The organism is Boudabousia tangfeifanii (genome assembly GCF_001856685.1).
Lineage (GTDB): Bacteria > Actinomycetota > Actinomycetes > Actinomycetales > Actinomycetaceae > Boudabousia > Boudabousia tangfeifanii.
The window spans coordinates 633391-647068 of the sequence record NZ_CP017812.1; the positions used below are offsets into that span (position 1 = coordinate 633391).

11 protein-coding genes are annotated in these 13678 nt (G+C 53.2%); 6 read left to right on the forward strand and 5 right to left on the reverse strand.

Annotation, left to right across the window (positions count from 1 at the left end; all coding sequences use genetic code 11):
* Nucleotides 1-68 precede the first annotated feature (68 nt).
* Nucleotides 69-359, reverse strand: a complete 291-nt coding sequence (locus tag BK816_RS02465; RefSeq protein ID WP_071163768.1) for a WhiB family transcriptional regulator — start codon at nt 357-359, stop codon at nt 69-71.
* 257 nt (nt 360-616) lie between these two features.
* On the opposite strand from BK816_RS02465, the gene BK816_RS02470 reads away from it, so the two are divergent.
* The 4 genes from BK816_RS02470 (at nt 617) to BK816_RS02485 (ending at nt 6404) form a co-directional block, all read left to right on the forward strand.
* Nucleotides 617-2212, forward strand: coding sequence for an S-layer homology domain-containing protein (locus tag BK816_RS02470; RefSeq protein WP_071163769.1), 1596 nt, complete (start codon nt 617-619; stop codon nt 2210-2212).
* A gap of 256 nt (nt 2213-2468) precedes the next feature.
* The gene (gene guaB, locus BK816_RS02475; RefSeq protein ID WP_071163770.1) at nt 2469-3983 is read left to right on the forward strand and encodes an IMP dehydrogenase; all 1515 of its coding nucleotides are present in this window, start codon (nt 2469-2471) and stop codon (nt 3981-3983) included.
* A 25-nt stretch (nt 3984-4008) separates the two neighbouring features.
* On the forward strand, nt 4009-5196 hold the full coding sequence (locus tag BK816_RS02480; RefSeq protein ID WP_071163771.1) for a glycosyltransferase: 1188 nt from the start codon (nt 4009-4011) through the stop codon (nt 5194-5196).
* 23 nt (nt 5197-5219) lie between these two features.
* The gene (locus BK816_RS02485; protein WP_071163772.1) at nt 5220-6404 is read left to right on the forward strand and encodes a glycosyltransferase family protein; all 1185 of its coding nucleotides are present in this window, start codon (nt 5220-5222) and stop codon (nt 6402-6404) included.
* 174 nt (nt 6405-6578) lie between these two features.
* Here BK816_RS02485 and BK816_RS02490 read toward each other — a convergent pair whose 3' ends face one another.
* Nucleotides 6579-7301, reverse strand: coding sequence for an exonuclease domain-containing protein (locus BK816_RS02490; RefSeq protein ID WP_071163773.1), 723 nt, complete (start codon nt 7299-7301; stop codon nt 6579-6581).
* A 118-nt stretch (nt 7302-7419) separates the two neighbouring features.
* On the opposite strand from BK816_RS02490, the gene BK816_RS02495 reads away from it, so the two are divergent.
* Together BK816_RS02495 and BK816_RS02500 are read left to right on the forward strand one after the other, a co-directional pair.
* Nucleotides 7420-8175, forward strand: a complete 756-nt coding sequence (locus BK816_RS02495; RefSeq protein ID WP_071163774.1) for a hypothetical protein — start codon at nt 7420-7422, stop codon at nt 8173-8175.
* A gap of 24 nt (nt 8176-8199) precedes the next feature.
* Nucleotides 8200-9315, forward strand: coding sequence for a GuaB3 family IMP dehydrogenase-related protein (locus BK816_RS02500; protein WP_071163775.1), 1116 nt, complete (start codon nt 8200-8202; stop codon nt 9313-9315).
* A gap of 340 nt (nt 9316-9655) precedes the next feature.
* Here the strand turns inward: BK816_RS02500 and BK816_RS02505 are convergent, their stop codons facing one another.
* From BK816_RS02505 to BK816_RS02515, 3 genes are all read right to left on the reverse strand, one after another.
* A complete protein-coding gene (locus BK816_RS02505) occupies nt 9656-11356 on the reverse strand; it encodes a fumarate hydratase (RefSeq protein WP_071163776.1) in 1701 nt (566 codons plus the stop codon).
* 213 nt (nt 11357-11569) lie between these two features.
* Complete coding sequence (locus BK816_RS02510; RefSeq protein WP_335622221.1) at nt 11570-12208, reverse strand: O-methyltransferase; 639 nt, start codon at nt 12206-12208, stop codon at nt 11570-11572.
* A gap of 206 nt (nt 12209-12414) precedes the next feature.
* Nucleotides 12415-13665, reverse strand: a complete 1251-nt coding sequence (locus BK816_RS02515; protein WP_083379227.1) for an Mrp/NBP35 family ATP-binding protein — start codon at nt 13663-13665, stop codon at nt 12415-12417.
* Nucleotides 13666-13678: the final 13 nt, after the last annotated feature.

Here is a 13678-nt window from a genome sequence, read left to right on the forward strand (position 1 = left end):
CCGACCAAATGGTCGGGGATTTTTATTACCTAAACTAACAAGTCGCTAGTTCAATAAACTAAAACCAATCAGCCCACGCGACGTTCGTGGGAAGCTAAGTAAGCTCGGCGTTCTTCTTCAGTCATGCCGCCCCATACACCGTATGGTTCACGCACAGCCAAAGCATGCTCGCGGCACTGCTTCATTACCGGACACTTAGCACAAATAGATTTAGCGTTTTCTGCACGGCGACGACGCGTCGATCCGCGTTCACCCTCAGGGTGAAAGAACAATTCTGTGTCCATCTCGCGGCAGGCGCCATCGTACTGCCATTCCCAAAGATCCATCACGGGTCCGGGAAGACGAGAGGCGTCAGTCATAAGTGCTCCTAAACTTTGTGCGGTTAAGTTTTAGAAGACTATCAAAAAACTAGGGCAAGAAACAACCCCCTGAAACTGCCTATTTTTGCCTATTCCCTCACTATACAAAAAAGTAATTTGCAAATTGCATCACTGCCAATCTGAAAAATCTTTGGTAGGTTTAGTTGCGGTTCGTCAGCAAGCAAATCCGTTCAAACGGGGAAGCAAGGACGAAAACTAGGTCAAAAACAGGAAACTCAACCAGTGAGGAAATAAAAATGTCTAAACGACCACTGCTACCAATCGCTTTAGCCACCATGGTGGTAACTGCCTTCGGTCTTTCCTCGGTGGCCCCGGCACAAGCCGATGACAGCCTCAAGCCACTTCCAAGCTACGCCCAGTTTGAACGCGGAAATATCATCAGTAACGAACTTTTCTATACCCCAAACACCATGACAGAAAAAGGAATCCAGCGATTCCTAGAACGGTGGGGGAAAAACTGCGTGGCCTCACCAAACGGTCCAGCTTGCCTCAAAGATTTGAAACTTACCACCCCGTCACGTCCGGCTAAACAGTCATACCGAGGGCGTCCTTCCAAGTGCCAGGCCTACCAAGGCGGAGTCAACGAGCCATTCTCCAAAGTCCTTTACAAGGCAGCGAATGCCTGCAAAATTAACCCGCAGGTACTACTGGTAATGTTGCAAAAAGAACAGGGACTAATTCAAACCCGCCAGCCCACCGAACGAGCCATGGCACACGCCATGGGTTTTGCCTGCCCAGATGGTAAGCCTTGCAATAAAGACTATGCAGGCATCGGCGACCAAGTTTATTCTGCGGCGCTACGTTTGACTCAGTACCGAGACATGAAAGATATCGACTGGATCGCTGAGCGTTCCGGGGGAAAAACCTATAACTTTAATGAACACCCCAATGCAGCATTCTGCACCCGTCAAACCAAATTTAAAGTACAAAACGACGCTACCGCCGCCTTGTACTTCTACACCCCGTATGCTCCGAGCGACTACACCCTTGCAGGAAAAGTCGATCCTGAATTCGTTAAACGAAACGTGCGGGAAGTCGTAGTTACCCCAGAGGCTCCGGCTACTGTGGAAGCGACCCCAGAAAACGGTGTCACACCCGAAAATGGGGTAACACCCGAAAAGCCAATCAAGCCAGTTAAACCCATCATTCGTAAAGAAAAAGTCTTTGATAATGACCGTTACTGTGCAGATAACGGCAATCTGAACTTCTGGCGAATCTTCAAACGCTACTTTGTGCGTCCAAATATCGACCCGCACACTTTTAAAGACGTGAGCATCTCCCAGCAGTTCGGCACCGAAATGCTCTGGATGAAAGACTCCGGTATTTCTACCGGATGGGCCGATAAGACCTACCGTCCATTCAACGCTATTTCCCGAGAAGCCTTCGTGACTTTCCTATACCGGCTACACGAACGATCAGACTACTCGGTAAAGGCTACCAAGAATCCCAAGCTCAAAGACCTAAAGACCAGCCAATTCCAGAAAGAAATTAGCTGGGCAGCCAAGCATGGCATCACCAACGGTTGGGGAGATGGAACTTTCCGTCCAAAAGACCAGATTGAGCGTGCCGCAGTAGCTGCAATGGTTAAACGCTACTGTGCCCAATACGGGGATACCTGCACTGGTTTGCTAAATCCAAACTCAAACCCCACCACCGGGGTAGCAACTCGAGCCTTTACCGATATCCCCGCGACCTTCCCCATGGCAAAAGATGTTGCTTGGGCTAAGCACACTGGACTCCTCAACGGTTGGCCTGATGGCTCCTTCCGTCCACATGAGCCACTAAAGCGCGACGCGATCGCAGTACTGCTTCATCGCCTCACCAAGCCATAAGCGCACAAGCTGTTATGACTGGCAAGCGCTAGAGAAGACAAACTCGATACCTTGAGGGACTAGAAAAACCAGCTAGTCCCTCAAGGTATTTTTTGGTCAGTTGCCAATGCCGACCGGTAATCCGAGGCCGCCCTCGGCCAGCAAAAAGAGCCACCAAAAGAGTTAACTGAGTATCTGGAAATGTGCAAACGTGACGAAAGCTTAGTTTTGCCCATCCATTAGGCATTCGGGACAGCAACTAGCTAGAATAGGCAAGGTGAATGAAAATGCTGCCTTCGCCCATGATCCTTTCGCCCTCCAAGGGCTTACCTACGACGATGTTTTGCTCCTGCCTGAGGTTACCGATGTGGTGCCGGCAGAAGTTAACACTCAAGCGAAACTGACTAAAAAGTTAACGCTGCAAATCCCGCTTATTTCCGCGGCAATGGACACCGTGACTGAGGCGCGCATGGCTATCGCTATGGCTCGCCAGGGTGGCATCGGTATCTTGCACCGTAACCTTTCGATCGAAGACCAAGCAGCACACGTTCGCCAGGTCAAGCGTTCAGAATCGGGCATGGTCACCGACCCGGTAACCATTCACCCAGAAGCGACCATTGAAGAACTAGATAACCTTTGTGGACACTACCGGGTATCTGGCTTGCCAGTAGTGGATGCTGACCGCAAGCTCCTCGGTATTATCACTAACCGCGACCTTCGCTTCATTCCAGCAGAACAATGGCCTACCACCCGAGTCGTGGACTGCATGACCCCAATGCCGCTAATTACCGGACAGGTTGGGATCTGCCGAGAAGAAGCTAAAGCGCTACTAGCAAAGAACCGAATCGAAAAACTGCCTTTGGTAGATGATGAAGGTCGCCTAGCTGGCTTGATTACCGTTAAAGACTTCGTGAAAACCGAACAGTATCCGAATGCTGCCAAAGACTCTGAGGGTCGCTTGCTAGTTGGTGCCGCAGTTGGTTACTGGGGTGACGCTTGGGAGCGTGCGGTGGCTTTGGCCGAGGCCGGAGTCGACGTCCTCGTGGTAGACACCGCTAACGGTGGCGCCCAACTCGCTTTGGACATGATTAAACGAATCAAGTCCGACAGCATTTTTGAAAATGTTCAGGTGATTGGCGGCAATGTCGCTACCACCGAAGGAGCCCAAGCCCTCATCGATGCCGGTGTGGACGCAGTTAAGGTCGGCGTGGGCCCCGGTTCCATCTGCACCACCCGCGTGGTTGCCGGTGTGGGCGTCCCACAGCTAACCGCGATCCACCTTGCCGCTCAGGCTTGTGGTCCTGCCGGAGTTCCTTTAATCGCCGATGGTGGCTTGCACTATTCTGGTGACATCGCCAAGGCGCTAGTGGCCGGCGCTTCTACCGTTATGCTCGGCTCGCTTTTGGCCGGTTGTAAAGAATCCCCAGGCGAACTCGTTTTCGTTAACGGTAAGCAATACAAGACCTACCGTGGCATGGGTTCCCTTGGTGCCATGAGCTCTCGTGGGCGCAAGTCTTTCTCCAAGGACCGCTACTTCCAAGCTGACGTTAAGAGCGACGACAAGATCGTGCCAGAAGGTATCGAGGGTCAGGTGCCTTACTCGGGTAGCCTCGCCGACGTGATCTACCAGCTCGTCGGTGGCCTCCACCAGTCGATGTTCTACCTCGGGGCGCACAACCTCGAAGAGGTCACCAAAAATGGTCGCTTCGTCCGCATCACCGCCGCTGGTCTAAAAGAATCGCACCCACACGACGTGCAAATGACTAAGGAAGCACCAAACTACCACTCCTGATCGTAGCCGCATAGAAAACGAAACCTTGCCAAAACATATTCTGATAGTTTCTCGCATTTTCTGGCCAGAACCAGGGGCCGCTTCTGGGCGCCTAGCCTCGCTAGCTAAAGGACTGGTTTTAGCTGGAGAAAGCGTTCGGGTACTGACAACTAAGTATCAAGACGCTGCCCGCAAAGAAACCAAAGATGGCTATCAGATTCGCCGTTTTCCAGTTCACCGCAACCAAGACGGCTATGTCAGAGGATACGTTGACTATCTCAGCTTTGACCTGCCACTAGCTTGGCGCTTTTGGCAACAGTCACGAGTCGATTGGGTGATTTCCGAACCGCCACCAACAACCGGCTTCGTGGCGGGACTGCTTAGCAAACTCAGCCGCCGAAAGTTTGCCTACTACGCAGCAGATTTATGGTCTGTGGCGGTAGAAGAAGCCAAAGCACCGAAGATTGTTCAGTGGGGGGTTAAATTCCTCGAAAATACTGCCTTGGCCTGTGCTGATGAAGTCTTCTGTGTCAGTGAGCAGGTAAAAGAACGCCTGCCTAAGCGATTCCAGAATAAAGCTACGGTGGTGGGCTTCGGGGTAGATACCGAAATCTTCCATCCTCCCACGAACCTCGACCTGATCGAGGGCGAGGCGAAACCGGTCGATCCGAATGCGGCAGTTAACTTTCTTTATGCCGGTACTGCGTCAGAAGTTCACGGTGCTCGCGTTTTCGTTGACGTGTGGCCCCAAATTAAAGCCGAATTGCCTAACGCCACCCTCACCTTCGTGGGCCAAGGAACTGACTACGAATACTTTCAAGCCAAAGCCGAGGCCGATCCCAGTATCCAAGTCCACGGTCGAGTGGACCAGACTGAGATTGTCCGACGCCTCGGCGAAAGCCAAGTCGCTCTCGCCTCCGTAGCTCCCGGCAACTACCAGTTTGCGGTACCTACCAAGATCTATTCGGCTCTGGCAGTCGGTACCCCGGTGGTTTATCTTGGACCCGACAATATTCAAGGCGCCCTTGACCAGCAAGATTTTGGGGTGCGAGTGGGACATTACGAAAACCAAACTCAAACCGAGATGCAGAATGCGGTGGCTGCGGCAATGCTTGCAGTTGCTCAAAAAGAACGTGGAACTGAAGTTGCACAGGCACCAAGCTGGGTGGAACAGCACGTTTCTGCTAATGCTGTAGCCAAGCGAATCCATTCTCTTATTGCGAGCCATCACTAGGAACTTACTTCCAAGAAGCAGCCATGAAGCACAGTCAAAACGCGATTGTCACCAGTCGAATCTACGCGCCAGAAATCGGCGCAGCCGCATTTCGGCTAGAAGCTACCGCCAAGCAGATGACGAGCTACGGACCAGTCACCGTGCTAACTGGGACCCTTCCCAAAGGAATGAGCGAGGCCAAACCACACCCCAAACTGCAGATCAAACGTGCCCCGGTGAAACGCGATAAAGATGGCTATGTCCGCGGACTCTTACCTTACCTCAGCTTCGATCTACCGCTTTTCTTCCGACTACTGGCACAGCCTAAACCAAAATATATTCTCACCGAGCCGCCGCCCACCACTGGGCTAGTGGTCGCCTGCTATTGTCGGTTGAAAAAGGTGCCATTCGCCTACTTTGCTGCTGATTTAATCACCGAATCGCACGAAGCAATCATGCCCAAATTTGTGGTGAAACTGATGCAACGAGTACAAAAATTTATTTTGGCTAATGCCAGCGTAGTACTCACTATCAATCAGGACATGGTAGCGCCCGCGAAAAAAGCTGGGGCAAAAGTAGTCGAGGTGGTACAAAACGGGATCGACACTGAACGCTTCCAACCACCCACAAAACCGCTGAATCCCGAGCTTGCGGAACGATACGGCATCACCAAACCATATTTCTTTTATGGTGGCACTGCCTCCGACTTACAAAAAGCCGGAATCTTTGCGCAAGCTTTAATCCAAGACCCGAGGCTGGCAGACTATCAGCTGCTTTACCTCACTCAAGGAAATGAACAGGCCGAGCTTGAAGCACTTGCCCAAGCTCACCCCACCAAAATTTTGGTGCATGGACTAGCATCCCCTGATATCGCTGCTGAACTCCAAGGGCATGCCATCGCCTCCCTAGCATCGATAAAACCAGGAAACGGCTACGACTTCGCCTACCCCACTAAAATGTATGCCTCCTATGCCTGTGCCACCCCGATCGTTTACGCTGGGGTAGGGCCGGCTGCAGCCGATATTAGTGACAATAATTTGGGGGTGGCCGAGGCCGACTTTACCCCCAAAGCTGTCGGGCAAGCCATGGTAAACGTGGTGGCAAAACAAACCGTTCCCGCCAAGAAAAAAGCGATGAGAGACAATATTCGCAACTGGGTGTGCGAACATCGATCGCTCCAAAAGACTGGACAACGAGCCGCAGCCTACGTTGAAAAATACTGCGCCTAACTAAAGAGCCATCGGTAAAGAGCCCTCGTCTTTTCAGCTTATTCGCAGCAAACTTTAAGGAACCAACCTCAGCCACAAAATAGTAAGGATCACTTGAGGCCTAGCTGCGATAGCAAAATGACCTAACACCCCAGATAACGGACTGCTTTTTTCCTAGGCCGTTATGGCACGGTATTAGGGCCAGTATTCTTCCACATTGGCATCGCGACCTTGGCTAGCCAAATAACGGTTGAACTGCTCTGCCCAAGCCTGATGAGCCGCAGCGGTGTAATCAGTTAGTTCCTCACGACCCAAGGTTCGCACCGAAGGGTACAAGGCGACCATGGCCGCCAGCACTCCTAAAGTAGCCAGCGCATCCACATCAGCCTGATGGAAACGATCATCCAACGAAACCTCATAAACACCACACAAGGTCTCCAGGTTGCGTCGTCCTCGGCGATATGGCTCCAACTTCCGATCCCAAACTAAAGGATCCACCATAGGACCATAACCTCCGGCTCGTTCCTCCAAGGAAGTAAGCCCACAAACTTCCAGCGAATGCTCCAAAATACGGATGTCATAGGCCAAATTAAAACCTACCAAAATGGCACCCGAGCGCCACAAATCCACAATTCGCTCGGCCACTTCGCCACAAACTTCGCCGAGTGGGCGGCCTTCGGCTCGCGCCTGCTCAGTAGAAATTCCATGTACCTGGGCGGCGACTTCTGGAATCTCTACGCCTGGGTCAGCAAGCCAGTTAGCAGTTTCGACTTGAGAAAGATCGCCCTTCACGCCCTCGGCCAGCAAAACCAGAGAGGCCGTAACTAATAAATCTTCGTTAGGGTTAACCCCAGTAGTTTCAGTATCAAAACCAACCCAAGTTGACTCAGTCCAAGAGGTAAAAGCAAGCTCATTCATGTCACTAAGTAAACTCGAAAACTCTTCGCGAGCCAACTTTTACGCACAAGTAGCCAGCAAGTAACTCTTCAACCGAATAAATGTGTAAAAATAAAGGGAGGAATAGAAAGGGAGCTAAATGAGCCACGAACCAATCCAATCCAAGATGCCGACCCCAGTCGCGATTTTCATCGCGCTAGTGCTGGTGGGCTTCATGGTCGGAAGTGGATACTACCTGTACGAAAAGAACCGTAATCCTGCTCCTATTTCTGCGCCCGGCGCGATCCCACCCCCCAGTAGCGAAATGCCGCAAGAAGCTGCCCCACAAGTTCCCACCAGTGAAGGTGGCGGGACAGTCAACGTGCCACAGGTTGCCAAAGTGATGGCTCTAAATCCATTAGCAACTGATGATTTCCCCATGAAAGACGGGATCATTCGTTTCCGCTCAGCCTCGGGTAATGAGATCTGTGCTTGGGCTGATGATTTGGCCAAACTTCATGACGATCGCTGGGTAGTACTTACTCCTAACCCAGATGGGCAGTACCCAACCGGACCTGGCATTGCTTGCTCACAGGTGCGTGGCGAACTATTGCCGAGGCCGGAAGACCGCAGAGCTTGCCCCTCGCGCTCGCTAGTTGGGCGGGCAGCCACCCTGACCCGCAATGACGTCGCTTTCGGTGCGTGCCTATCTGGACGTAACCCGGCCAGCGAAGACGCCAACTCAGAACAAGATAAACGCTTCGAAATCACCGCCGTGCCCAACGGCTCTTATGTCAAACTAGGCGACTTTGCCTGTGGCGGGGCCGCCCCCGATTTTGTTTGCGTGCAAACCACCACCGGCCGCGGCTTCTCGCTGCGAGCCGACCACTACGACCTTTACCAGCCCGCCCAGTAGTCACCCTCGGTCAAAGGAGTCACGATGAGTCACGAAATCGAAATCGGCAGAGGTAAACGAGCCCTCCGCGCCTACTCCTTCGACGATATTGCGGTGATTCCCGCTAGACGCACCCGTGACCCTAAAGACGTAAATGTTGGCTGGCAAATCGACGCCTACCATGTCGACGTGCCCGTAATGGCTGCTCCCATGGACTCCGTCATGAGCCCCCAAACTGCGATCGCCCTCGGACAGCTGGGTGGCATTGGGGTACTAGACCTAGAAGGGCTCTGGACGCGTTATGAAGATCCCATGCCCATTTACGAGCAAATCCGTAAGCTCCCTGAAGAGCAAGTTACGGTGGGACTGCAAAAACTCTACCAAGAACCGATCAAGCGGGAACTAATCACCCAGCGGATTCAAGAGATTCGTGCTGGGGGAGTTACTGTGGCAGCGGCACTCTCACCCCAACATACTTTGGAATACTCCCAGACGGTGATCGATGCTGGGGTAGACCTGTTGGTGATTCGTGGAACCACGGTAAGCGCGGAACACGTTTCAAGCCAAGCAGAACCTCTTAACCTAAAGCGGTTTATCTATGAACTCGATGTGCCAGTGGTCGTCGGTGGGGTCGCCACCTACACTGCAGCATTACACCTGATGCGTACCGGTGCTGCCGGGGTCCTCGTTGGCTTCGGCGGGGGAGCTGCCCATACCACCCGTCAGGCACTCGGCATTCACGTTCCCATGGCCACAGCAGTTGCCGATGTGGCTGCAGCTCGCCGTGACTACCAAGATGAGTCTGGTGGTCGCTACGTGCACGTTATCGCTGATGGCGGTATTGGCCATAGCGGTGACATTGTTAAAGCCATCGCCTGCGGTGCTGATGCTGTCATGCTGGGGGCACTCTTGGCGCGTGCCGAGGACGCTCCTGGCGGCGGCTGGCACTGGGGGAGCGAAGCCCGCCACCCGATTTTGCCCCGCGGTCAACGAGTACGAGTAGGCACAGCCGGTACCCTATCGGAGATCATGTATGGCCCAGCCACCCGTTCTGACGGTACTTTGAACATTATTGGGGCGCTAAAACGCACCATGGCCACCACCGGCTACAACGAAGTCAAAGACCTACAAAAAGTCACCATTGTCGTCGATCGTGACTAAACACCTGTCCGCCTCGGTCAGGTTCTGATTCTTGGGTCGCCTGGTCAGTGGTGATTCCCCGTTCCCATGGTGAAGTTGGAATTCCTAGCTAACTTAGACGGTATTGTTATCTAAATTCAGTGAGGTTTCTTGGCTGGCACAGGACAGGATTTTGTGTTGACTTATTCATGCCTCTTGACTGAGCCATCTCACTTTCGAGGATTCCGAAAACTGAAATTCTCGGAAGCTTTCTGATTCGAAACCCAAGGTTGGTGCAACCAAAAACAAAAGTGGCCGCGGTGCTACCAACGAGTGGTAGCACCGCGGCCAAACTTAAGTCCGCTAGTGGCAGTTAAAAGGCTTACAAGCCGGGACGCTTACCGATGGTGACGGTAACTTCTTGGCTGTGGGCGAAGAAGTCATTGCCCTTATCATCAACCACGATGAAGGCTGGGAAGTCTTCGACCTCAATCTTCCAAACTGCTTCCATTCCGAGTTCAGGGTATTCGAGCAGTTCAACATGCTTGATGCAGTCCTGGGCCAAGCGAGCAGCCGGGCCACCAATCGAACCGAGGTAGAAACCACCGTGCTTTTCGCAAGCGTCGGTGACCTGTTGGCTACGGTTACCCTTAGCCAACATGACCATAGAACCACCGTGCGACTGGAACAGGTCTACGTAAGAGTCCATACGGCCAGCAGTGGTGGGGCCGAAGGAACCCGAAGGCATACCTTCTGGGGTCTTTGCTGGACCTGCGTAGTAAACCGGGTGATCCTTCATGTACTGTGGCATGCCCTCACCGTTTTCAATGCGTTCACGAATCTTCGCGTGGGCGATATCGCGAGCCACAATAATGGTGCCGGTCAAGGACAAACGAGTCTTAATCGGGTACTTGGAAAGTTCAGCCCGAATCTCATCCATTGGACGGTTCAAATCAATCTTGATCGCCGCACCCTTGCCAGTGCCCGAAACACCATCAGTAGCCTCATCAAGTTCAGCATCAGTGGTTTCTGGCAAGTACTGGCCCGGGTTGAACTCTAGCTGCTCAAGGAAAACGCCCTCGGGAGTAATCTTGGCGCGAGCCTGACGGTCAGCCGAGCAAGAAACAGCAATCGCCACTGGCAAGGAAGCGCCGTGACGTGGCAAGCGGATGACGCGAACGTCGTGGCAGAAGTACTTACCACCGAACTGAGCGCCAATGCCAATCTTGCGGGTCAAATCCAAGACCTGCTCTTCTAGCTCGAGGTCGCGGAAACCATGGCCGGTTTCATCACCAGTGGTGGCGCATTCGTCGAGGTAGTGAGCCGAAGCGTACTTAGCGGTCTTCAATGCGTATTCAGCCGAAGTACCACCGATAACGATTGCCAAGTGGTACGGCGGGCAAGCTGCGGTACCCAAGGAGCGAATCTTGGCTTCCAAGAACTGCATCATGGAATCAGGGTTCAAAATCGCCTTGGTTTCCTGGTACAAGTAGGACTTGTTGGCGCTGCCGCCACCCTTAGCCATGAACAAGAACTTGTAAGAAAGTTCGTGACCCAGAGCAGTATCAGAGTAAAGCTCAATCTGGGCTGGGAGGTTACAACCAGTGTTCTTCTCTTCGTACATGCTCAATGGAGCATTCTGGGAGTAACGCAAGTTCAAGTTGGTGTAAGCATCGTAAACACCGCGGGAGATGGGGCGTTCATCCTCGCCCTCGGTAAGCACACGCTGACCGCGCTTACCCATCACAATGGCGGTACCGGTGTCCTGACACATAGGGAGTACCCCAGCGGAAGCGATATTGGCGTTCTTGAGCAAATCGAGAGCCACGAACTTGTCGTTGTTCGAAGCCTCCGGATCATCCATGATCTTGCGCAACTGAGCCAAGTGAGCTGGGCGGAGGTAATGGGAAATGTCGTGAATGGCGGTTTCGGTCAAAAGACGCAAAGCTTCGGGAGAAACTTGCAAGAACTCTTTACCGTCAGGGCCGGTGACGACCTCAACGCCTTCTTTGGTTAGTAAACGGTAGGGAGTGGGATCTTCACTCACCACGGGCAACATATCAGAATAGAAAAAGTCAGTCATGCCTCTAGTTTCCGCCGAATCTAGCGGAAAACCAAACCGGGAAAGCACCCTAACGAGGGCGCTAGTGGTTTTCCGCATGATTGCAAGGATTGAGGCTTTTGCTTTTCTGCTTGATGAAGATCACCGCAAGCAAGGAAAAACGAAAATTAAGTGACAATAACGTCACGTAAAGCAGGGAAAGTATTGCGCCCAGTAGCGGAGCGAAATACTGACTCAGTTAGCTGCGGCAACCTTATGGGCAACCAAGAGACCGTCGGCTACCGGTAGCACAGTGGTTTCGTAATCTTCAGCCTTGCCGAGGTCGGTAACCACCTGGCGCATACCCGCGGTCTTCTCATCACGTTTTGCCGGATTAGCCACATCGCCGCCCAAAAGAGCGTGGGTGATAATCAACAGGCCGCCTGGACGCAGCATGCGGTCAGCTTGGGGTAGGTAGTAGGGGACTTCAAGGCTATCGCCATCAATAAAGACGAGGTCGTAAGCACCCTGATTCATGCGCGGCATCATGTCGAGGGCGCGGGCGTTGAACAAACGAACGCGAGTGGATTCGTAGCCGGCGGCCGTGAAATTCGCACGGGCCAAACGCTGGAACTCGCCCTCGGCATCAATCGAGGTGAGCACACCATTGGCTGGCATGCCAGAAAGTAGGTAGAGGCCAGAAACGCCGCCACCGGTACCAATTTCGAACACGGCTCGAGCACCAGAAAGATTGGCCAGGAGCTTCAAAAGTGCACCGACGCTGGGAGGAACCGGGCTAGCACCAAGTTCTTCTGCTTTTAGCCGGGCTTGGGTTAGCACCTCATCCTCAGTGACGAATTCTTCGGTGAAATCCCATGACAGTGCAATATCCACGATTAGCCTTTCTAAGCAAAACCAGCAAGTGACTCTAGGGCTGATTTTAGTCGCAAAGTCCCTATAAGTGCATCTTGCGCCACCAACTTGAAAAAAGTTGATGGCGCAAGAGTAGAGAATATTCTGGTAAATGCCTTGGCGAGAAACGCTCCGACCTAGACTTCCACCTATCTGCTACGCACGGTAGAGCGCAGCAGTCGAAGGGCTTAAAGCGGGGTGACTCCCAGTTTCATGCCGGCGATCGACTTTGCCCGCTTGCCAAGCTTGCGAGCCACTTCGTGCAACTCGGTGCCAGCCAAGGACTCAATCTTTTCAGCCTGAGCCGCAGACTCATTGGCACTCGAATCGGCGGCAGTCTCACCCTGGCCTGCTTCTGCCTCAGGAGCCTGGCCCTCAGACTTCACCGCAGCGGCCTCGGCGGCCCCGGGCTGCCCAGCAGTGTTCAAAACTACCGGCTGACCCTGATCAGAGCCTTCTCGCAAGGCCACTTCCAACGGCAACTGAGCCAAGAGGGGGACCTCATAGCCGAGCTGTTCAGTCAAACGAGCCGCGACCTGCTCGCCACCACCAGCACCGAAGATTTCCAGTTTGGAACCATCAGGCTGCGGCAAATACGACATATTTTCAATTACACCAACCACCTTCTGGTTAGTTTGGGTGGCGATGGAACCAGCACGTTCGGCGACCTCGGCAGCAGCAATCTGCGGGGTAGTGACCACGACAATCTCAGCATTCGGGAGCAACTGAGCAATCGAAATGGCGACATCACCAGTGCCCGGAGGCAGATCTAGCAACAAGGCATCCAAGTCACCCCAGAACACGTCCGCCAAGAACTGCTGGAGTGCCCGGTGCAGCATGGGGCCACGCCAAACCACCGGAGTGCCGTCAGGTACGAACATGCCAATGCTCATCACCTTGACGCCATGAGCCACTGGCGGAATGATCATGCCATCGACCTGCTGTGCTGGAGTCTTTACGCCCAACATGCGGGGGATCGAGAAACCATAAATATCAGCGTCAACCACGCCAACCTTCAAACCCTGCGCCGACATGGCCGCAGCCAAGTTCGCGGTAACCGAAGACTTGCCAACCCCGCCCTTACCGGAAGTAATTGCGAAAACGCGGGTAAGCGAACCGGGCTTAGTGAATGGAATTTCTCGTTCCTTGTGGCCGGTCAATTTTTCGCGAAGCTCCTGCTTCTGCTTTTCGCTCATGACCCCAAGGTTAATTTCCACCGAGGTAATGCCTTCAACCTGTTCGAGCGCAGCTCGCGAATCCTTCGAAATCTTGTCCTTGAGGGGGCATCCCGCAGTGGTCAAATCAATGCCCACAATGGCTTTACCCTGCTCGTCGACCTGGACTTCCCGCACCATTCCCAGTTCGGTAATGGGACGGCGAATCTCGGGGTCGATCACCGTTTCGAGGGCGGCCCAAGCGGCTTTAGTTAATGGGTTCATTTCTTCAGTGCTC